The 20,460-nt window shown below is 38.9% G+C and carries 17 protein-coding genes; all 17 read left to right on the forward strand.

Translation table 11 applies throughout. From position 1 onward, the window contains the following. Window positions 1-5: 5 nt before the first annotated feature. Window positions 6-1,523 carry a S41 family peptidase gene (locus G532_RS0114225; RefSeq protein WP_027965397.1) on the forward strand — a complete coding sequence of 506 codons (1,518 nt, stop codon included), beginning with the start codon at window positions 6-8 and terminating at the stop codon, window positions 1,521-1,523. Between the two features lie 130 nt (window positions 1,524-1,653). Next, a complete protein-coding gene (locus tag G532_RS0114230) occupies window positions 1,654-2,871 on the forward strand; it encodes a PDZ domain-containing protein (RefSeq protein WP_027965398.1) in 1,218 nt (405 codons plus the stop codon). A gap of 252 nt (window positions 2,872-3,123) precedes the next feature. Beyond that, the gene (uvrB, locus tag G532_RS0114235) at window positions 3,124-5,106 is read left to right on the forward strand and encodes an excinuclease ABC subunit UvrB (RefSeq protein WP_027965399.1); all 1,983 of its coding nucleotides are present in this window, start codon (window positions 3,124-3,126) and stop codon (window positions 5,104-5,106) included. 9 nt (window positions 5,107-5,115) lie between these two features. Beyond that, window positions 5,116-7,980, forward strand: a complete 2,865-nt coding sequence (gene uvrA / locus G532_RS0114240; protein WP_027965400.1) for an excinuclease ABC subunit UvrA — start codon at window positions 5,116-5,118, stop codon at window positions 7,978-7,980. 15 nt (window positions 7,981-7,995) lie between these two features. Further along, on the forward strand, window positions 7,996-8,346 hold the full coding sequence (locus G532_RS0114245; protein ID WP_027965401.1) for a YojF family protein: 351 nt from the start codon (window positions 7,996-7,998) through the stop codon (window positions 8,344-8,346). A gap of 12 nt (window positions 8,347-8,358) precedes the next feature. Next, window positions 8,359-9,048 carry a bacillithiol biosynthesis deacetylase BshB2 gene (gene bshB2, locus G532_RS0114250; protein ID WP_027965402.1) on the forward strand — a complete coding sequence of 230 codons (690 nt, stop codon included), beginning with the start codon at window positions 8,359-8,361 and terminating at the stop codon, window positions 9,046-9,048. Window positions 9,049-9,189: 141 nt separating this feature from the next. Then, window positions 9,190-10,281, forward strand: coding sequence for a DUF4097 family beta strand repeat-containing protein (locus tag G532_RS0114255; RefSeq protein WP_027965403.1), 1,092 nt, complete (start codon window positions 9,190-9,192; stop codon window positions 10,279-10,281). Window positions 10,282-10,301: 20 nt separating this feature from the next. Further along, on the forward strand, window positions 10,302-10,658 hold the full coding sequence (locus G532_RS0114260) for a phage holin family protein (RefSeq protein WP_027965404.1): 357 nt from the start codon (window positions 10,302-10,304) through the stop codon (window positions 10,656-10,658). 371 nt (window positions 10,659-11,029) lie between these two features. After that, complete coding sequence (gene hprK, locus G532_RS0114265; RefSeq protein ID WP_027965405.1) at window positions 11,030-11,965, forward strand: HPr(Ser) kinase/phosphatase; 936 nt, start codon at window positions 11,030-11,032, stop codon at window positions 11,963-11,965. A gap of 11 nt (window positions 11,966-11,976) precedes the next feature. Next, window positions 11,977-12,852 carry a prolipoprotein diacylglyceryl transferase gene (gene lgt, locus G532_RS0114270; RefSeq protein ID WP_027965406.1) on the forward strand — a complete coding sequence of 292 codons (876 nt, stop codon included), beginning with the start codon at window positions 11,977-11,979 and terminating at the stop codon, window positions 12,850-12,852. A gap of 13 nt (window positions 12,853-12,865) precedes the next feature. Next, window positions 12,866-13,810 carry a nucleoside recognition domain-containing protein gene (locus tag G532_RS0114275; RefSeq protein WP_027965407.1) on the forward strand — a complete coding sequence of 315 codons (945 nt, stop codon included), beginning with the start codon at window positions 12,866-12,868 and terminating at the stop codon, window positions 13,808-13,810. Next, the gene (ppaX, locus tag G532_RS0114280; RefSeq protein WP_027965408.1) at window positions 13,807-14,445 is read left to right on the forward strand and encodes a pyrophosphatase PpaX; all 639 of its coding nucleotides are present in this window, start codon (window positions 13,807-13,809) and stop codon (window positions 14,443-14,445) included. Before G532_RS0114275 ends, ppaX begins: the two co-directional genes overlap by 4 nt. 4 nt (window positions 14,446-14,449) lie before the next feature. Beyond that, entirely contained in the window at window positions 14,450-14,953 is a 504-nt protein-coding gene (locus G532_RS0114285) for an acyltransferase (protein ID WP_027965409.1), read from the forward strand. A 142-nt stretch (window positions 14,954-15,095) separates the two neighbouring features. Next, window positions 15,096-16,595, forward strand: a complete 1,500-nt coding sequence (glpK, locus tag G532_RS0114290) for a glycerol kinase GlpK (RefSeq protein WP_035513081.1) — start codon at window positions 15,096-15,098, stop codon at window positions 16,593-16,595. Window positions 16,596-16,625: 30 nt separating this feature from the next. Further along, window positions 16,626-18,275, forward strand: coding sequence for a glycerol-3-phosphate dehydrogenase/oxidase (locus tag G532_RS0114295; RefSeq protein WP_027965411.1), 1,650 nt, complete (start codon window positions 16,626-16,628; stop codon window positions 18,273-18,275). A 92-nt stretch (window positions 18,276-18,367) separates the two neighbouring features. Further along, a complete protein-coding gene (locus G532_RS0114300) occupies window positions 18,368-19,387 on the forward strand; it encodes a tetratricopeptide repeat protein (RefSeq protein ID WP_027965412.1) in 1,020 nt (339 codons plus the stop codon). 106 nt (window positions 19,388-19,493) lie between these two features. Further along, on the forward strand, window positions 19,494-20,444 hold the full coding sequence (gene trxB / locus G532_RS0114305; RefSeq protein WP_027965413.1) for a thioredoxin-disulfide reductase: 951 nt from the start codon (window positions 19,494-19,496) through the stop codon (window positions 20,442-20,444). Window positions 20,445-20,460: the final 16 nt, after the last annotated feature.

Consider the following 20,460-nt stretch of genomic DNA (forward strand, 5'->3'; position numbering starts at 1 on the left):
GTGGAATGAATTTAAATAAAAATATTTTTATAGCATTGGTGGTAGCTGCATTTATTGTTGGCGGTGTTCTAACTGCTGCAGTGATGAGTTGGGCTTCTGAAGACGAAGTCCAAAATGAACAAGTTGAAGAGGAACAACAGGAAGAAGAAGTTGAGGAAGAAGACGAAGAATCATCGGAAACAGAGGAAGAATCAAATGACTCTGACTCCAATGATGACCAAGACCAATCAGCGCAGTACGAACGTATTGAACGCGCGTTACAGCTGATTGAAGAAAATTATATTTCTGAAGTTTCGGAGGATGAATTACTAGAAGGTGCCATCGAAGGAATGGTCAGCTCATTAGATGATCCATTCAGTGAATACATGGACCCGGAAACAACAGAGCAATTCAATTCTCAGTTAGAATCTTCTTTTGAAGGTATTGGTGCAGAAGTCACGCAAAGAGATGGTCATGTAACAATTATTGCACCACTAAAAGACTCACCTGCAGAGGATTCGGGTGTTCGACCGAATGACCGAATATTAGAAGTAGATGGCGAATCATTGGATGGGTATACCGTCAATGAAGCTGTTGCTCTAATTCGCGGGGAAAAGGGTACCGATGTGACTTTATTAATCGATCGACCAGGTGAAGAGGATCCGTTTGAAGTAGTTATTACTCGTGATACAATTCCTCTAACAACCGTATATGCGGAAGTGGAAATGCAAGGAGATCGCCCTGTTGGTGTGATGGAAATTCGCTCCTTTGGTGAAGGGACTTCTCAAGAATTTGAAGAGGAACTAACACGTTTAGAGGAAGAAGAGAACATTGAAGGCTTAGTCATTGATGTTAGAGGTAATCCAGGTGGGTTATTCACATCTGTAGAGGAGATTTTATCAAACTTTATGGATGGAGATGAGCCTTATGTGCAAACAGCTCGCCATGACATTGAACCAGAGCCATATTATGTTGATGGGGACGGACCAAAAGACTATCCAGTTTCCGTACTAATAAATGAAGGTAGCGCGAGTGCATCAGAGATCTTAGCTGCTGCATTAAAAGAGGTTCGTGGCTATGATATTGTTGGTCAAACAACATTTGGAAAAGGAACAGTTCAACAAACTTTGCCATTAGGTGATGGAATGTTGAAAGTGACTATACTAAATTGGTTGTCTCCAGAAGGTAATCAAATTGATGAGGTCGGTGTTGATCCAACAATTGAAGTACGACAACCAGAATATTATTATTTAACGTTAATTCAATCGGATGAAGAACTTGCCTTCGATATGAATAATAGCGAAGTAGAGAAGCTACAGTTGATGTTAGATGGCTTAGGATATGATACAAATCGTTCAGATGGCTATTTCGATGAAACGACGGAAGCGGCAGTTGAAAGCTTTCAACAAGATGAAGGCTTAGATGTTACAGGAACAGTGAACGAGGAAACAGAAAATCGTCTAGAAGAATTAATCTTGGAATTTATCCAAGACCCAGAAAATGACGAACAACTTCAAGCTGCATTGGATGCTCTATTTGAATAAACAATGATTAAATAGATGACTCGAAGGAGGGTCATCTATTTTTTCCACTCCTTTTGACAGAATATGCAGAAATCGCAGTAGACTATTCAGAAAATAATTTCTTACCTAGATAATATCGGAGGTTAAAAGTATGTGGATCGATTGGCTAATTGAATTAGGATTTGGTGTTTTATGGATGTTTACGCAACCACTACTTTATTTAGCAGTCGCCTTGTCGTTTTGGACGAGTTATAAGCGGGTGAAAGCAGATCGGAGAGAATTTGGACATCGTGTCTATCCATACCATGCTGAATGGCACGGGACATGGAAATGGGGTATGTTGTTCGGACTCCTTCTATCCATAGGTTTAATTATAGTTGGGGTAATGTTCACGCTTGAGTTTTTATTGCTATGGTCACTTGTAACGATTATACTGGCATTTTTCAACCGTTTGTCATTACTATCCCCTGCCTATAGCTTAGGTTTAACCATTGCAATTATATGGATGACAGACTGGTTTAATTGGGTTGTCATCAATCAAGCAATTACAGATTCTCTGCTAGAGGTTTCTTTGTTAGCTGCTAGTTACCTATTAGTAGGATTATTGGTAGCTGAAATTACTTTAGTATATACAACTAAACGTAATCAAACCTTTCCTGCTTTGCATAAAGGGGACCGTGGGAAATTCATTGGCCTGCATTATGCGAAGCGTTTAATGTTTATTCCTATCTTTATTCCTATTTCAGGTGGTGCGGCAACGTTAGAGGCTTATTTTGCCTGGTGGCCAATCTTTTCTCCTGAAGGAAGCAGTTTTAGCTTTATCTTGTTTCCATATCTGATCGGCTTTTCGCAGTATTTCAAAGGAATTTATGCAGACCTGGGTACGAAAAAGCTTGGTCATTCCTTGCTTGTTTTCTTTGTTTTAACAGCTGGATTAGGGGTCGGGTTATATTTTGAACCTGTTTTAGTTATTGGTTTCATCGGGTTCGTTGTTATTGGACGTTTCGTGGTGTACTTTCTTACACGTTCCGCCGACAAAGAGAAAAGACCGATTTTTGCTCCGCAAGCAAAAGGAATTATTATTGTCGGTGTCACGCCAGGCTCACCAGCAGATGACATGGGGTTAATTGTCGGTGAACAAGTGGAGAAAGTCCATGGGATTCCGGTAAGTAATGAACACGAATTTTATGATGTGATGACGGAAAACCGAACATACTGTAAGTTGTCGATTCGAGATTTAAGTGGAGAAATCCGGTTTGTACAGCGGGCATTATATGAAAATGAACATCATGAGTTGGGGATTATTTTCGTGAAAGAAACTCCTCGGTTTACGTTGCAGTCTGAAAAACAAAATATAAGTGAACAATAAATTGGGAGAAGCGGATGCTTCTTTCAATTTTTTTATAAGTCATGTGCTTGAAAATTGGTTTGACTCTTTTTTAGAAGTTGGACTAGTTTGACAGGAAAAGCTGGCCCTTATCCTTTGCATTCTGCTTAAATAGAAAATATTCTTTATAAGTAGGTGTTTTTTAAAATTTTATAGTAAAAAAACACAGAATAGAATATTTGTTCGTGTTTTTATGTTAAAATAAATTTAGAATATATATTTGGGGATGATGAATTGGATCAAGGACATAAATTTCAATTACATTCAGAGTATGAACCACAAGGAGACCAGCCAAAAGCAATTAAAGAGCTGGTGAATGGGATAAAGAATAATCAAACACATCAAACGTTACTTGGGGCAACGGGTACAGGTAAAACGTTTACTGTATCTAATGTAGTAGAGGAAATTAACCGCCCTACATTGATCATAGCTCATAATAAAACGCTCGCAGGACAACTTTATAGTGAGTTTAAAGAGTTTTTTCCAAACAATGCAGTAGAGTACTTCGTTAGTTACTATGATTATTATCAACCAGAGGCCTACGTTCCTTCTTCTGATACATTTATTGAAAAGGATGCCAGTATTAATGATGAGATTGATAAATTACGACACTCCGCGACTTCTTCTTTATTTGAGCGGGATGATGTATTAATCGTAGCAAGTGTGTCTTGTATTTATGGTTTAGGTTCGCCTGAAGAGTACGGGGAGTTGGTCTTATCTCTTCGTACAGGAATGGAAAAAGATCGTGATCAGCTATTGCGTAATTTGGTTGATATCCAGTATGCGAGAAACGATATTGATTTTCAGCGTGGTACTTTCCGTGTTCGTGGGGATTCTGTTGAAATTATCCCTGCTTCACGTGAAGGTCATTGTTTACGCATCGAGTTTTTTGGTGATGAAATTGATCGGATCCGTGAAGTGGATGCATTGACTGGAGAAATCTTGGGTGATCGTGAACACGTAGCAATTTTCCCTGCATCTCACTTCGTAACACGTGAGCAAAAGATGAAAAAAGCAATAAAAAATATCGAAAAAGAACTTCAAGAGCAGCTTGAGAAGTTTCGCTCTGAAGATAAATTGCTAGAGGCACAACGTTTAGAACAACGTACAAATTATGACTTGGAAATGATGAATGAGATGGGCTTTTGTTCAGGTATTGAAAATTACTCCAGACACTTAACTTTGCGTGAACCTGGATCGACACCTTATACGTTATTAGACTATTTTCCTGACGATTCCTTGATTGTCATCGATGAGTCTCATGTTACATTACCTCAAATTCGTGGTATGTATAATGGAGACCAAGCTCGTAAACAAACATTAGTTGACCATGGATTTCGTTTGCCATCAGCGCTAGACAACCGTCCATTAAAATTCGATGAGTTTGAAAAGCATATCGATAATATTTTGTTTGTTTCGGCCACTCCAGGTCCTTATGAGCTAGAACACACACCGAAAATGACAGAACAAATCATTCGTCCGACTGGTTTGTTGGATCCGGAAATCGAAGTTCGCCCAATCAAAGGGCAGATTGATGATTTAATTGGCGAGATCAATAAGCGTATTGATTTGGATGAACGTGTATTAGTAACGACACTTACAATTAAGATGTCAGAGGATTTAACGAATTATTTACAAGAGATGGGCATTAAAGTCGCCTATTTACACTCGGAAATTAAAACTTTAGAGAGAATTGAGATTATTCGCGACTTACGTTTAGGGAAGTATGATGTTTTAGTCGGTATTAACTTATTGCGTGAAGGTTTAGATCTTCCAGAGGTTTCCTTAGTTGCGATTTTAGATGCGGATAAAGAAGGTTTCCTACGTTCGGAACGTTCATTGATTCAAACAACTGGACGAGCTGCTCGTAATGAAAAGGGCCGCGTCATTATGTATGCAGATAAGATTACGAATTCAATGGAAGTAGCTATTGATGAAACGTATCGTCGCCGAGAGAAGCAAATGGCTTACAATGAAAAGCATGGTATAACCCCTACAACAATCAAGAAAGAAATTCGAGATGTTATTCGAGCGACGTATGATAGTGAGGATGACGAGCAAGATCCGAAGAAACGATACGAGAAGTTGACTCGTGAACAAAAAGCAGAATTAATTGATCAATTAGAAACTGAAATGAAGCAAGCTGCAAAAGATCTTGATTTCGAGAAAGCAATGGAATTAAGAGATGCAATGCTTGAGCTAAAGGCAGAAAGGTGAAGGTAGTTCATGAAATCAATTACAATACAAGGCGCACGTGCGCATAATTTAAAGGATATCGATGTTTCGATTCCTAAAAATAAATTAGTAGTAATGACTGGATTATCTGGTTCCGGTAAATCTTCTTTAGCGTTTGATACGATCTATGCAGAAGGGCAAAGACGTTATGTGGAATCCTTGTCTGCATATGCAAGGCAATTTTTAGGTCAAATGGATAAACCAGATGTCGATGCAATTGAAGGTTTATCACCTGCCATTTCAATCGATCAAAAAACAACAAGTAAAAACCCTCGATCAACAGTAGGAACCGTGACGGAGATTTATGATTATTTAAGACTGTTATTTGCTCGTGTTGGTCGTCCCATTTGTCCAATTCATGGTGAGGAGATTGCTTCTCAAACGGTGGAACAGATGGTGGATTTAATTTTGGACTTAGAAGAACGTACCAAGCTTCAAGTTCTAGCACCCGTCGTTTCGGGCCGTAAAGGAGAACACCTGAAAGTTTTAGAAGACTTGAAAAAAGAAGGTTATGTTCGTCTGCGTGTGAATGGCGAAATGCGTGAGATCTCTGAAGATATTGAACTTCATAAAAATAAAAAACACTCCATTGAAGTAGTGGTGGACCGGATTGTAGTAAAAGAGGGAGTAGAGGGGCGTTTAAGCGACTCTCTAGAAACTGCCTTGAAATTAAGTGGTGGCCAAGTGATGGTTGATGTCATTGATGGCGAAGAGATGTTGTTTAACGAAAATCACGCTTGTCCGAAGTGTGGATTTACGATCTCTGAACTAGAGCCTCGTTTGTTTTCCTTTAACAGTCCATTTGGAGCGTGTAAAACTTGTGATGGACTTGGTTCAAAGTTAAAAGTCGATGAAGATCTAGTTATTCCTGATTGGGATCTTTCTTTGAATGAACATGCGATTGTCCCTTGGCAACCGATTTCATCTCAATATTACCCACAGTTATTACAAAGTGTATGTAAACATTACGATATTGATATGGACCAACCTGTAAAAGATATACCAAAAGATAAAATGAAGAAAATTTTGCATGGTAGTGGCAAAGAAAAGATTTTATTTAAATATGTGAATGAGCGTGAACAGAAGAAGCGAGAGAATTATATTTACTTTGAAGGTGTATTAAATAATATTTCTCGTCGCTATCATGAAACTGCGTCAAGCTTTATTCGAGAGCAAATGGAAAAGTATATGGCACATTCCCAGTGTGTGGATTGTGAAGGGTATCGTTTAACGGAAGAAGCACTTGCAGTGAAAGTAAATGATGTGCATATTGGAAAAGTAACGGAGCTTTCTGTTTCATATGCACGTGATTGGATTAAAGAAGTAACTTTAAATGAAAAAGAAGCGAAAATTGCCAAGATGATTATTAAAGAAATCGATGATCGACTTACTTTTCTTGTGAATGTCGGCTTGGATTATTTAACATTATCTCGTGCAGCAGGTACTTTATCAGGTGGAGAGGCGCAACGTATACGTTTAGCAACTCAAATTGGCTCTGCTTTGACGGGTGTTTTATATGTGCTAGATGAGCCTTCGATCGGATTACACCAGCGGGATAATGACCGTTTAATTCAGACGTTGAAACGAATGAGGGACTTAGATAATACATTAATAGTAGTGGAGCATGATGAGGACACCATGCTTGCTGCTGATTGGTTAGTTGACATCGGTCCAGGAGCAGGTGCCCAAGGTGGAGAAATTGTTGCTAGTGGTACACCTGAAGAGGTAATGCAAGAGCAGAAATCTTTAACAGGACAGTATCTTAAAGGGGATAAATTTATCCCACTTCCTACTAAAAGGCGTAAAGTGGATAAAAAGCGTCAACTGAAGATTAAACAAGCAGAAGAGCATAATCTTAAAGATGTAGAAGTTTCGATTCCGCTTGGATTAATGTCTGTCGTAACAGGAGTTTCAGGTTCTGGAAAAAGTACATTAATCAATGAAATTTTATATAAGTCCTTATCTCAGAAATTACACAGAGGGAAAACGAAACCTGGAAAGCACAAGTCAATTGAAGGGATCAACCACTTAGATAAAGTTATTGAGATTGACCAATCTCCTATTGGTAGAACCCCCCGGTCGAATCCAGCGACTTATACAAGTGTATTTGATGATATTCGAGATGTATTTGCCCAGACAAGTGAAGCAAAAATGCGTGGTTATAAAAAGGGACGCTTTAGTTTTAATGTGAAGGGCGGCCGTTGTGAAGCTTGTAGAGGGGACGGAATTATTAAGATCGAGATGCACTTTTTACCAGATGTATACGTACCATGTGAAGTTTGTCATGGAAAACGGTATAATCGAGAGACGCTAGAAGTGAAGTATAAAGGTAAAAATATTGCTGAGGTTCTGGAACTTCGAATTGAAGATGCCCTTGATTTCTTTGAAAACCATCCGAAAATCAGCCGTAAATTACAAACGATGCAAGATGTTGGTCTAGGCTATATCCGGTTAGGTCAACCGGCTACTACTTTATCGGGTGGCGAAGCACAAAGAGTAAAGTTAGCAAGTGAGCTGCACAGAAGATCCAATGGTAAATCACTATATATTTTAGATGAACCTACTACAGGTCTTCATGTAGATGACATTGCGAGGTTGTTAAAAGTCTTACAACGTTTGGTTGAAAATGGCGATACGGTATTAATTATCGAGCATAATTTGGACGTGATTAAAACGGCAGATTATTTAATTGATTTAGGACCTGAGGGTGGAGAAGGTGGCGGAGAAATTATTGCTACTGGTACACCCGAACGTGTGGCAGAAACGAGTGGTTCTTACACCGGTCAATATTTACAACCTGTACTAGAACGAGATCGAATGCGAATGGAAGCGATGACTGTGAAAACTACTTCATAGGTGAGGAGGCAAAGGATGAAAACAATTGAACCAGGGATTGTCCAAGAATATATTGACCGCTATGCTGACAAGTTTGTTTACATTCATTTAGAAACGACAAACGGTGCGTATGCGAAACATTTTGATAAAAATGCTCATAATGTGGGGGCATATATTAGAAACGCACAAATCAAATATGAACGTGGAAAAATTGTAACCACCGATGAAGCATATCGTGTAGGTTTGAAAACTAGTGGGTGGATCTATGCTGAAGGCTTAACCGATTATGAGATTACAGAAGAAGGGCAACTTCTTTTAGCTGGCCACGATCCAGAGGGTAGATTAATGGTAGCCTTAGAAATTAGCGAAAAACCTTTTGATATGTAGGGGGAATAAAAGATGGATTTTAAAGATCATAAGCATGTAGTTATCATATACCCACACCCAGATGATGAAAGTTTTGGGGCTTCTGGGACGACCGTTCGTTTTCGGGAAGCTGGAGTTCCTGTGACTTATTTATGCGGGACGTTAGGAGAAATGGGAAGAAATATGGGTAGCCCGTTTTTTGCTACTCGTGAATCCTTACCAGAGATCAGAAAGCAGGAATTATTAGATGCTTGTGCTGTTTTGGATATGAACGTGGAAATGTTAGGTTATCGTGATAAAACAATAGAGTTTGAATCACGTAAATTAGTAGCAGAAAGATTGAAAGATTATATAGAAGATCTTGGTGCAACGCTAGTTATAACATTTTATCCTCCATTTGCGGTCCACCCAGACCATAACGCAATGGGAGCTGCCGCATTTGAAGCTGTTAAAATGATAGATTCAGATATTCGACCAGAATTATGGGCGACAGCTATTACGAATGATCGCCAAGAGACACTCGGAGAACCAGATGTGATTATTGATACGGAAGAAGTTTTTGAAAAGAAATTAGAAGCGATTAAAGCTCACCGATCTCAAGCAGAAGGAATGCTCAGTAAAATGCGTGAGAGCTCTGATTTCGTTGGAGAATATGATAGTGCCTTGCAACGCCTTCAATATGAAAGCTTCTATCGAATTGATGTAGACCGAGTACATTACTAATAAATATTTTATAGGATCCCTCCGCCTTGAGTCGGAGGGATTATTTTTATTTATCCGACGGGTGATGGAATACAGAGGTTTGAAAATAGAATATAATAGGAATTAGTGTTAGAGAGTTTAATTAACTGGAGGGATCAAGCGATGAGTGAAGAAAGAATGAAAATATTAAGCTTGCTAGAAGAAGGTCATATTACTGCTGAGGAAGCAGATAAATTACTACACGCTTTAGATCAACAACATACGAAAAGTGATTCATCAACAGAATCAACGAATAAGAACTATGAAACAGAACAAGATTCACAAGATAGTTCGACAAGTTTTACAAAGGAGCTAAAGAATTTCACAGAAGGTGTCTTTCATTTTATTGATGATACTTTTCAACGTGTAAAGGAAGGTCCATTTGAATTTAATTTTTCACATATGCACGTGAAACGAACTTTTACCTATGACGGTAGGAATGTGGAAAATTTGAATATAGACGTCGCGAACAGTATGATTACATTTCTTCCGACAACAGAACAAGAGATTAAGGTTCAATGCAAAGGGAAAGTCTATAAAGAATCGGATCAGCAACGAGCAGAAGAGGTTTTTGATGAATCTGTACGCGTCAGTGTGAATGAAAACACGCTTCAAATCGAGCAGGACAGAAAGCAGGTTTCCGTACAATTAACGATTTATTTACCAAAGAAAGTATATGAGAATGCATATATTAAAACAATTAACGGATCCATTCAGACGAACGATCTACACATGAACCAGGCACGCGTTGCGACTGTAAATGGAAGTGTTACAATTTCTGGTTATGAAGGTGACGCACTTTATGTGGATACGAAACACGGGTCGGTTCGTTTGGAGGATGCTGTAATCGGGAAAAGTAAGGTAGATACTTCTACAGGGTCTATTTTCTTTGATGGAAGTGTAGAGCAGTTGAACATGAATGTGACAACAGGAAGTATTCGCACATATATTAGAAATGCGGATGCAAGACATGCCGACTTACATGCAACAACTGGGTCGATCCAACTGTATGTTCCTAACCAAACACCGATCAATGGAACAGCGAATACGACCGTAAGTAATGTGAAGGTCGACCTACCCTTTGCAACGGTCACTCAACTGGATGATCAGTTTATGAAAAAGTTGGTTCAATTCCACTACAAAGAAGAGGGGAAAGAAACTTTTGATGTTGATTTATCAACAAAAACAGGAAGTATTCGAATTTATACTATTTAATAAAGTAAAGGAGAAAGATTATGCTTAAGAATTGGATTGTATCGATAGTAGTTAATGCGATCGCTCTTTATGCGGTAGCGGTATTATTAAATGCCATTGAAATTGATGGCTTTGCGATGGCATTATTAGCAGGTTTAATTTTATCAATATTAAATGTCATTGTTCGACCGATATTAGTAGTACTCACCTTGCCGATTACGATGATTACGCTCGGGTTATTTTTATTCGTAGTCAATGCGATTACGTTATTACTAACAGCTTGGATGATGGGAAGCTCCTTCGTAATTGACGGCTTCGGCTGGGCAATTTTAGCTGCGATTATTATAACTATACTAAATACGTTACTAGAAAGTTTATTTAAAAATGTAGTAAGCTAATAGATTAGATTAGGAAACGATTTCTGCTGTGCAGAGATCGTTTTTTCATTTGATGGAAGGTGGTTTCAGGAGAAGCTGGAGGGCGCGGTTGCCGGCGAACGGAAGTAGGAATCGGGTGGGGGGCAGTTGGATGCCGGCATAAGAACTCCCTAATCAGGTGTGAAAAGTTACATGCCGGCATCCAACCCAATTTGCCGGCAAAGATAGTCGGATGCCGGCAAACGAGCCTCATTTTCAAATCCACCAACTTATAAAATGTTAATAAAGTTGTAAAATAGAATTGATTTTCCTAGTTCGTATCAGATGTTGGTTATGGTAAAGTTATGGTATAGTTGTTGCTGTATATAATGTTTTACATAGGAGGGGAGCGGATGGTTAAAGTCCGTACGCAAGATTTAATAAAGCGTTTTGATTTGGAATTAGTTGCCGGCGTCGATGGAGTTCATCATGAAATTGTGACGAGTGATATCTCACGACCAGGTATGGAGATGGCTGGTTATTTTACGCATTATCCAAAAGAGCGACTACAATTGATGGGTCGCACGGAACTTTCATTTCTGTATGATTTAACAGAAGAAGAAGTGAAGGACCGGATGACGAATTTATGTACAGATGTAACACCTGGTATTGTGATTACTAGAGGGATGGAAGTACCTCCTTCTTTAATCGAAGCTGCTAATGAAGCAGGCGTACCTGTTATGCGCTCCCCGTACAAGACAACCCGCGTCATCAGTAGATTAACTACTTTCTTAGAATCAAAATTCGCACCGACCACAGCCGTTCATGGTGTGTTAGTGGACGTGTATGGGATTGGTGTACTGATTACAGGCGCAAGTGGTATCGGTAAAAGTGAAACGGCGCTTGAACTTGTAAAGCGTGGTCACCGACTTGTAGCGGATGATAATGTGGAAATTAAACAAGAAGATTATGATACGTTAATTGGGAATCCTCCAAATTTAATTGAGTATTTACTTGAAATTCGTGGGCTAGGAATCATCAATGTCATGACGTTATTTGGAGCGGGAGCAGTAAGAAACTTTAAGCGGATTTCCTTAGTTGCTCATTTAGAAACTTGGGAGGCGGATAAACAATACGATCGTTTAGGTTTAGATGAGGACACGATGAAAATAATGGATGTGAACTTACCGAAAGCTATCATTCCCGTACGTCCAGGGCGTAACTTATCCGTTATCATTGAGGTTGCCGCAATGAATTTCCGATTGAAAAAAATGGGGATTAATACAGCGGAGGAATTTTCAGAGCGATTAAATAAGGTAATGGATGTCAATCAAGATGATGTCGATTAGGAGGAAAGTGTATGTATTGTGAGTATGAAGCGTATGATCGGGTGTTCCTTCAATTAGGTCCACTACCGGTTTATTGGTATGGATTTTTAATTATGCTTGGCGCATTGATTGCCTTAGTAGTTGCTACGCGTGAGGGAAAACGACTAGGATTACATAAGGATTTTTATATAGATTTACTAGTATTTGCAATTCCAGCAGCCATTGTAGGTGCGAGGCTCTATTATGTTCTATTTGAATTGGACAGGTATGATTCGTTAATTGACATCATCGACATTCGAGAAGGTGGACTGGCCATACATGGGGCGTTAATAGCTTCTGTAACTGTTGCTTATTTTTATGGAAAGATCAAAGGTGTATCCTTCTGGAAAATTGCTGATATAGCTGCTCCGAGTTTACTTATTGGTCAAATGCTTGGGCGCTGGGGTAACTTCATGAACCAAGAAGCATATGGAGGACCGATTTCAGAATCAGCTTATAACAATTTTCTTCAATTTGTACCGAATTGGATTATGCAAAATATGTGTGTGGATGGTGTGCTTCACCACCCGACCTTCTTATATGAATCACTATGGAATTTAATAGGAATCGCCGTTTTATTGTACTTACGTTATAAAGTGAATCCAAGGCGAGGAGTTCTATTTTTAAGTTATGTCATTTGGTATTCCTTTGGACGATTCTTTATCGAAGGGTTACGAACGGATAGCCTTTATATTGTAGGTGATTTACGAGTAGCTCAATTGATTTCGGTATTGCTAATTGCTGGTGCGATCTTCTTAATATGGTATCGTAAAAAGCAAGGATTAGCAGAAGAATTATATGATGGAACATCGCTTAAGAAGCCAAATAATAAGAAAAAGTCATCTAATAAAAATAAGAAAAAGAAATAAAGGAGTTTGACCATTGGGAGCAACGTTTAAAAAAGGACTTCAAAGCGGTCTTTCAGTTACTTGGGCGTTAGGAAAAATTATTTTTCCAATTACCGTCCTTGTGATGTTGCTCCGGTACACACCACTTTTTCCAATTGTAATTGGTTGGTTAGAGCCGGTAATGCGCTTGTTTGGACTACCTGGGGAAGCAGCTGTTCCAATTGTTTTAGGTAACTTACTTAATTTATACGCAGGTATTGGGGCAATAGTCAGCTTTGATTTTACAGTAAAAGAAGTGTTTATTCTCGCAATAATGCTTTCTTTTTCACACAATATTATAATAGAATCAGCGGTCGCTTCGAAAGTTGGCGTAAACTTCTGGATTATTGCAGGAGTACGTATGTCACTTGCAGCTATATCGGCGATTGTGATTAATTTAGTATGGCAAGGCGGAAGTGAACAAGCTCAATATGGGCTGATTTCTAATGAAACTGATCCATCTGGATGGGCAGAAATTGTACTGACTGCTTTTCAAACGGCATTTATGAGTATTGTTCAGCTAGCTGCAATTGTCATTCCTTTGATGATTGTCATGCAGTGGATGCGAGATCAAAAATGGTTAGACTGGTTGTCGGATAAATTAGCGCCAATGACAAAGATTATTGGTGTAGAGAAGAATGCATCGATGACACTTGTAGCTGGGTTAACGATCGGGTTAGCATATGGGGCAGGTCTAATGATTCAAGCTATGCAAGAAGATGGTGTGTCGAAAAAAGACATGTATCTCGTTTTAATCTTTCTAGTTACTTGTCACGCAGTAGTGGAAGACACTTTAATATTCATTCCGCTTGGCATTCCGGTATGGCCACTTCTCGCCATTCGCTTGGTAACAGCAATACTCTTAACGATGCTTGTAGCTTATGTTTGGAAACAAGTGGAGAAAAATAAACAAGTAGAACAAAAGGATGTGCATTCATGACTATAAAAGCAATTTTATTTGATTTGGACGGAACATTGATCGATTCCAATCAATTAATCATCGAGTCTTTCCGACACACATTAGAGCAATTTACAGAAAAAAACTATACAGACGAAGAACTTCAAACGTTTATCGGTCCACCGCTACAAGACAGCCTTGAAAAAATTCGCCCGGATCAAGTGGATGAAATGATGCAAACGTACAGAAAGCACAACTTAGAAAATCATGATCATTTTGTCAAAGCTTTTGACGGGGTATTTGAAACGATTCAAGATCTGCATCAAAAAGGAATCCCGATGGCCATTGTCACGACGAAACGGAGAAATACAGCAATAAGAGGCTTGGAGTTAACGAATTTGAATCAGTTCTTCGATGTGGTGATTGGTCTAGATGATGTGACCCATGCCAAACCAGATCCTGAACCAATCGAGAAAGGCTTAGAAGCTCTTGGAGTGTCCAAAGAAGGGACAATTATGATCGGGGATAATTCACATGATATAGATGCTGGTAAAAATGCAGGAACATTAACAGCAGGTGTAGAATGGTCTGCAAAAGGTGCCGACTTTATGAAATCATTGCAACCAGATTATCTACTAAAACATATTACTGATTTGATTGATTTAGTAGAGGAGTGATCGTATGCGCCAAACGAAGCGCTATTACGTAAAGGATTCCAACTCACTGTGGCAAATTTATAAAACAGTTCCGTTTTTAAAGGTGATGAAAAACTTTATCTTTATTCAAATCGGGAGATATATGCCCTTTTTAGGTATAAAGAATAGAATTTATATGACATTTTTACGGATGGATGTTGGAAAAGAAGCGGCATTCGCCTTAATGGTCATGCCGGATGTGATGTTTCCAGAAAAAATCACTGTTGGTAATAATGCGATCATTGGGTACAACACAACAATTCTTGCACATGAATACTTAAAAGATGAGTACCGAATTGGTGAAGTCATAATTGAAGACGATGTGATGATTGGTGCAAATACGACAATTTTACCTGGTGTAACAATTGGCAAAGGAGCGATTGTTTCAGCAGCAACACTTGTACATGCGGATGTTCCAGCAGGTGCTTTTGTTGGCGGAAACCCGATGCAAGTCATCTATACGAGAGAAGAAATGAATACACGAACATAAATCAGATGAATGACAGCTAAGAAACCTACAAGATAAGCACTTGTAGGTTTTTCATATTATTAGTCACATGTTTAAAGTTAGAAACGGGTATAGAACATGTAAGAAGAGTACAAATTTAATGGATACGTATGGGGGAATGATGATGGCTGGAAAAACATATATGATGTCTTTAGATCAAGGAACAACGAGTTCTCGCGCTATTCTTTTTAATAAAGAGGGGGAAATTGTCGCAACGGCACAGCAAGAATTTGAGCAATACTTCCAGAAGCCTGGTTGGGTAGAGCATGATGCGAATGAAATATGGACTTCTATGCAATCTTGCATGACAAATGTTCTTAGAAGAGCTGATGTAGAGGCTTCTCAAATCGCTGGGATCGGGATCACAAATCAACGCGAGACAACGGTGGTCTGGAATAAACACACCGGCAGGCCTGTTTATAAAGCTGTCGTTTGGCAATCACGGCAAACAGAAGATATTTGTAATAATTTAAAGCAAGCGGAATATGAGCCTGTTTTCAGAGAAAAAACTGGCCTATTACTTGATCCATACTTCTCTGGCACAAAAGTGAAGTGGATTTTAGATACAGTAGAAGGTGCGAGGAAGCAAGCTGAAGATGGCGAATTACTCTTTGGCACTATTGATACATGGCTTATTTATAAACTGACAGGTGGAAAGGTCCATGTTACCGATTACTCAAATGCTTCAAGAACACTAATGTACAATATTCACGAATTAAAATGGGATGAAGAGCTTCTTGAAATCCTTGATGTTCCAAAACAAATGTTACCGGAAGTTAAGGATTCTTCGGCTGTTTATGGCCATACTGTAGATTATCATTTTCAAGGGGAAAAGGTACCGATTGCAGGTGCATGCGGTGATCAACAGGCTGCGCTATTCGGACAAGCTTGTTTTGATAAAGGCATGGCGAAAAACACATATGGTACAGGGTGCTTTATGTTGATGAATACTGGAGATGAAGCGGTTAGCTCTAAACATGGATTACTTACTACACTTGCTTGGGGGGTTGATGGTAAAGTGGACTACGCCCTCGAAGGAAGTATATTCGTAGCTGGATCGGCAATACAATGGCTACGAGATGGTCTAAAATTGATTAATCAATCACCAGATAGCGAATGGTATGCGAACCAAGTGTCCTCAACAGATGGTGTCTATGTTGTTCCAGCATTTGTTGGACTAGGAACTCCATACTGGGATAGTAAGGCAAGGGGAGCGATCTTCGGTTTAACAAGAGGATCTGGAAGAGAGCATATAGTTCGGGCTACGTTGGAGTCTCTTGCTTACCAAACAAAAGATGTAGTTCATGCGATGGTCGAAGATGCTGAATTAGAAATGAAGAAATTGCGAGTAGATGGGGGAGCTGTAAAAAACGACTTCCTCATGCAGTTTCAAAGTGACATGCTTGATGTCGAAGTGGAAAGACCGACAGTTAATGAAACGACCGCACTCGGTGCAGCTTATCTAGCTGGACTTGCTGTAGGCTATTGGGATAGTAAAGAAGAAATAGCCAAACAATGGAAAGTTGAAACTTCGTTTGACCCTAACATGGAAGGGAACGAACGCGAGAAATTATATAAAGGTTGGAAACAAGCGGTAAAAGCGACACAAGTTTTCACCTCATAAGTAGTGACGGAAAGGAAGAAGGGGTTAATGATGCAAACATTTTCAAACAAACAGAGAGAACAAGAGAAAGATAAATTATCTCAAACTTATGATTTAATCGTTATTGGTGGAGGGATTACCGGAGCTGGAATAGCACTTGATGCAGCTACTCGGGGCTATCAAACGTTACTGTTAGATATGCAAGATTTCGCAGCTGGGACGTCAAGTAGATCTACAAAACTTGTTCACGGTGGATTAAGATATTTAAAAAACTTTGAAGTGAGAATGGTTGCTGAAGTTGGAAAAGAACGAGCGATTGTATACGAAAATGGGCCTCATATTACAAGGCCGGAATGGATGATGCTTCCATTTTATGATTCAGGGACTTTTGGGCCAATCTCTACAAGTATCGGACTGCGCGTTTATGATTTTTTAGCAGGTGTCAAAAAGCAAGAACGTCGCTACATGCTTTCCAAAGAAAAAACTATCGAACAGGAGCCACTCCTTAAAGAAGAAGGCTTAAAAGGAAGCGGCTATTACGTGGAGTATAAAACAGATGATGCTAGATTAACAATTGAAGTGTTAAAGAAAGCAGTAGAAAAAGGGGCGGACGCATTTAACTATATGAAGGTCAGTCAATTTTTATATAATAATGGAAAGGTGATGGGGGTCAAAGCGGAAGATCAAATTACTGGAGAAAGTTATGATGTCTATAGCCAAACAGTAATTAATGCTGCGGGTCCGTGGGTCGATGAGTTAAGGGACAAGGATCGTTCTAAAAAAGGAAAGGAACTCTACCATACCAAAGGGGTCCATCTCGTATTTGATGGTAAGAAATTTCCACTACGACAGGCAGTCTATTTTGACTCTCCAGATAAACGGATGATTTTCGCGATTCCAAGAGATGGAAAAACGTATGTTGGAACGACGGATACCCATTACATTGATGATTTAAAAAGCCCGACGATTACGAAAGAAGACCGTCAGTATATCATAGATGCTATTGCTTTTATGTTCCCTAAAGTAGAAATAACAGAGGAAGATATAGAATCCACTTGGTCTGGTGTTAGACCACTTATTTATGAAGAAGGAAAGGATCCTTCAGAAATTTCACGTAAAGATGAGATTTTAATTTCCGATTCAGGGCTGATGTCTATGGCTGGTGGAAAGTTAACGGGGTACCGAAAAATGGCACAACAAGTAGTCGACCTTGTTGCGAAAGAATTAAAAACTATAGGATATCCTGTTGTAAAGTCTGACACGAAATACTTGGCTTTAGCTGGTGGAGAGGTTGGAGGTTCTTCTGGTTTTGCAAAATTCACTCAAGATATGCTTCAAATTAGTGAAGAACTTCCTGTTTCCAAAAAACAGTTACTACGTTGGATCAATCGTTATGGGTTAAATACGAAACAAATTCTTGCTTATATTCGAGAGAAAGGGGAAGAAGAGTCAATTTCCAATGAACTGTATGGTGAATTGATGTATGCGTTAGAATATGAATCGGTTTATCGTCCAGTTGACTTCTTTATTAGAAGAACAGGCGCCCTCTTCTTCGACCTCCCATGGGTAGAGGACAATATAGAAGATGTTCTTACATTCATGCAAAAATATTTCAAGTGGTCGAATGAGGAGGTAAGTCATTTTCGCCAAGAGTTACTAGAAACAATCAAAGAGGCTAAAGAAGGATCTAATCTCGGCTAACAAAATTACAAAATATTCCCATGCATGTTCGAAAACTGCTCGTACTGTGTTATAATATTGTATCAAGACCAGCGTTTACTTAGGAGGCGCATATGCATACAACAATGAGTCAAACAAACCAACTAACACAGTTGAATAATGTTGCAGATTTCAGACATGATGGGGATTTTTATTTTACATATGGTGTGAAGGCGTTTAAACGGAAAAAATTCCAACGTGCAGAACAATGGTTCCATAAGGCAATAGAATTTGCACCGGCTAATGTCTTGTTTAAGTGTCAGTTATCCGTTCTGTATACCGAGATTAAACAATACCATCAAGCAAATGACCTTCTTCAACAGGTTTTGGAAATAGGAGATGAGACATATGCGGATTGTTATTATTTATTAGCAAATAACTATGCACATCTCGGGTTGTTTTACGAAGCGAAAAAGTACTCTGATCTTTATTTAGAACAAGAGCCAGAAGGTGACTTTGCGGAAGAAACCCAAAACTTATTGATGATGGTCAATCAGGTTTTGTTAGATGATTTTGATGAAGATGAGTTGGAATTTGATGAAGAAGATGAATTTTTGATTTATCAAGAAACAGCTTTTTATCATTTGGAACGAGAAGAGTGGGACGAGGCGTTAGAAGTATTGAATGAATTAATGTCGCTGTTTCCTGAATACTTTCCGGCAAAACATGAATATGCTTATGCTCTCTTCCAGTCAGGTAACAAAGAAGAAGCTATAGCACTTGAAGAAGAGTGGTTTGAACAAGATCGACTATCACTACATAGCAGACTTAACTTAGCATTATTTTATAAGCAAGCTCGAACAGATGAAACACCTGATCATATGAAAAATAGTCTAATGAATATCTATCCTACATCTGTAGAAAAACGATTAAAAGTTGCAGTAACTTTAGCACAAATTGGAGCATATGAAGAAGCGTTAATAAGATTTCAACAACTAAGGAAAAGCGCTCTTACAGATTATTTAAGCTATTATGTATGGTATGGAGTAGCTCTTAAACAGACAGGGATTGAAGTGGAAGCAAGCCGTTTATGGGAAGAGGGGATGAGACGTCATCCTAAATTAAAAATGATCATTCAAAAATATGATTTTTAATTTTATAAGCAGAACAGTTGTCGTGCGCATCTTCTTTTAATATGATATAAAAGGATTAAACATTAAGATAAGTAAATGATATGGTTTTAAAAGGAGATGAATAGGTATGAGTGAAGAACGAATTTACGATGTGATTATTGCTGGTGCGGGACCAGCTGGCATGACTGCAGCTGTTTATACCTCTCGTGCAGATTTAGATACACTAATGCTTGAAAGAGGTATGCCAGGCGGCCAAATGGCAAACACAGAAGACGTAGAAAACTTCCCAGGGTTTGATCATATTTTAGGCCCGGACCTATCGACAAAAATGTTTGAGCACTCTCAAAAATTCGGTGCGGAATACGCTTATGGCGATATAAAAGAAATAATTGATGGAAAAGAATATAAAACGGTAATAGCTGGAAACAAAGAATACAAGGCTAGAGCGGTAATTATTACTACAGGTGCACAGTATAAAAAGATAGGGGTACCTGGTGAAGAAGAATATGGCGGACGCGGTGTATCTTATTGTGCCGTATGTGATGGTGCATTTTTCAAAGAGAAAGAATTATTCGTGATTGGCGGAGGAGACTCTGCGATTGAAGAAGGTGTGTTTTTAACACGCTTTGCCAATAAAGTTACGGTCGTGCACCGTCGCGATGAGTTACGTGCTCAAAAAATTCTTCAGCAACGTGCATTCGATAATGAGAAAATTAACTTCTACTGGAATACAGAGTTGAAAGAGATCAAAGAAAAAGACGGTAAAGTTGGTAGTGCTGTATTATTTAATAATGATACAGGTGAAGAACGAGAAGAAGAGATTGAAGGCGTGTTTATTTATATTGGTATGCTACCTCTTAATGATTCCTTTAAAAACCTAGGAATTACGAATGAAGAAGGGTATGTACCAACGGATGAAAACATGGCAACAAACCTTCCTGGAATCTTTGCTGCTGGTGATATTCGTGAAAAAGAATTGCGTCAAATCGTAACAGCTACAGGGGATGGAAGTATAGCTGCACAGTCGGCACAACACTATATTGAGAACCTGTTAGAAGAATTAGAAACAGCGAAATAAATTCGTAATTTTCTCT

The organism is Halalkalibacillus halophilus DSM 18494 (genome assembly GCF_000423105.1).
Lineage (GTDB): Bacteria > Bacillota > Bacilli > Bacillales > Alkalibacillaceae > Halalkalibacillus > Halalkalibacillus halophilus.

Coding starts and splice junctions, on each gene's coding strand:
- ppaX (WP_027965408.1), top strand. CDS start 13,807: ATGACTATAAAAGCAATTTTATTTGATTTGGACGGAACATTGATCGAT.
- G532_RS0114230 (WP_027965398.1), top strand. CDS start 1,654: ATGTGGATCGATTGGCTAATTGAATTAGGATTTGGTGTTTTATGGATG.
- G532_RS0114300 (WP_027965412.1), top strand. CDS start 18,368: ATGCATACAACAATGAGTCAAACAAACCAACTAACACAGTTGAATAAT.
- G532_RS0114285 (WP_027965409.1), top strand. CDS start 14,450: ATGCGCCAAACGAAGCGCTATTACGTAAAGGATTCCAACTCACTGTGG.
- G532_RS0114225 (WP_027965397.1), top strand. CDS start 6: ATGAATTTAAATAAAAATATTTTTATAGCATTGGTGGTAGCTGCATTT.
- lgt (WP_027965406.1), top strand. CDS start 11,977: ATGTATTGTGAGTATGAAGCGTATGATCGGGTGTTCCTTCAATTAGGT.
- G532_RS0114245 (WP_027965401.1), top strand. CDS start 7,996: ATGAAAACAATTGAACCAGGGATTGTCCAAGAATATATTGACCGCTAT.
- G532_RS0114255 (WP_027965403.1), top strand. CDS start 9,190: ATGAGTGAAGAAAGAATGAAAATATTAAGCTTGCTAGAAGAAGGTCAT.
- uvrA (WP_027965400.1), top strand. CDS start 5,116: ATGAAATCAATTACAATACAAGGCGCACGTGCGCATAATTTAAAGGAT.
- G532_RS0114295 (WP_027965411.1), top strand. CDS start 16,626: ATGCAAACATTTTCAAACAAACAGAGAGAACAAGAGAAAGATAAATTA.
- hprK (WP_027965405.1), top strand. CDS start 11,030: ATGGTTAAAGTCCGTACGCAAGATTTAATAAAGCGTTTTGATTTGGAA.
- trxB (WP_027965413.1), top strand. CDS start 19,494: ATGAGTGAAGAACGAATTTACGATGTGATTATTGCTGGTGCGGGACCA.
- bshB2 (WP_027965402.1), top strand. CDS start 8,359: ATGGATTTTAAAGATCATAAGCATGTAGTTATCATATACCCACACCCA.
- G532_RS0114260 (WP_027965404.1), top strand. CDS start 10,302: ATGCTTAAGAATTGGATTGTATCGATAGTAGTTAATGCGATCGCTCTT.
- glpK (WP_035513081.1), top strand. CDS start 15,096: ATGGCTGGAAAAACATATATGATGTCTTTAGATCAAGGAACAACGAGT.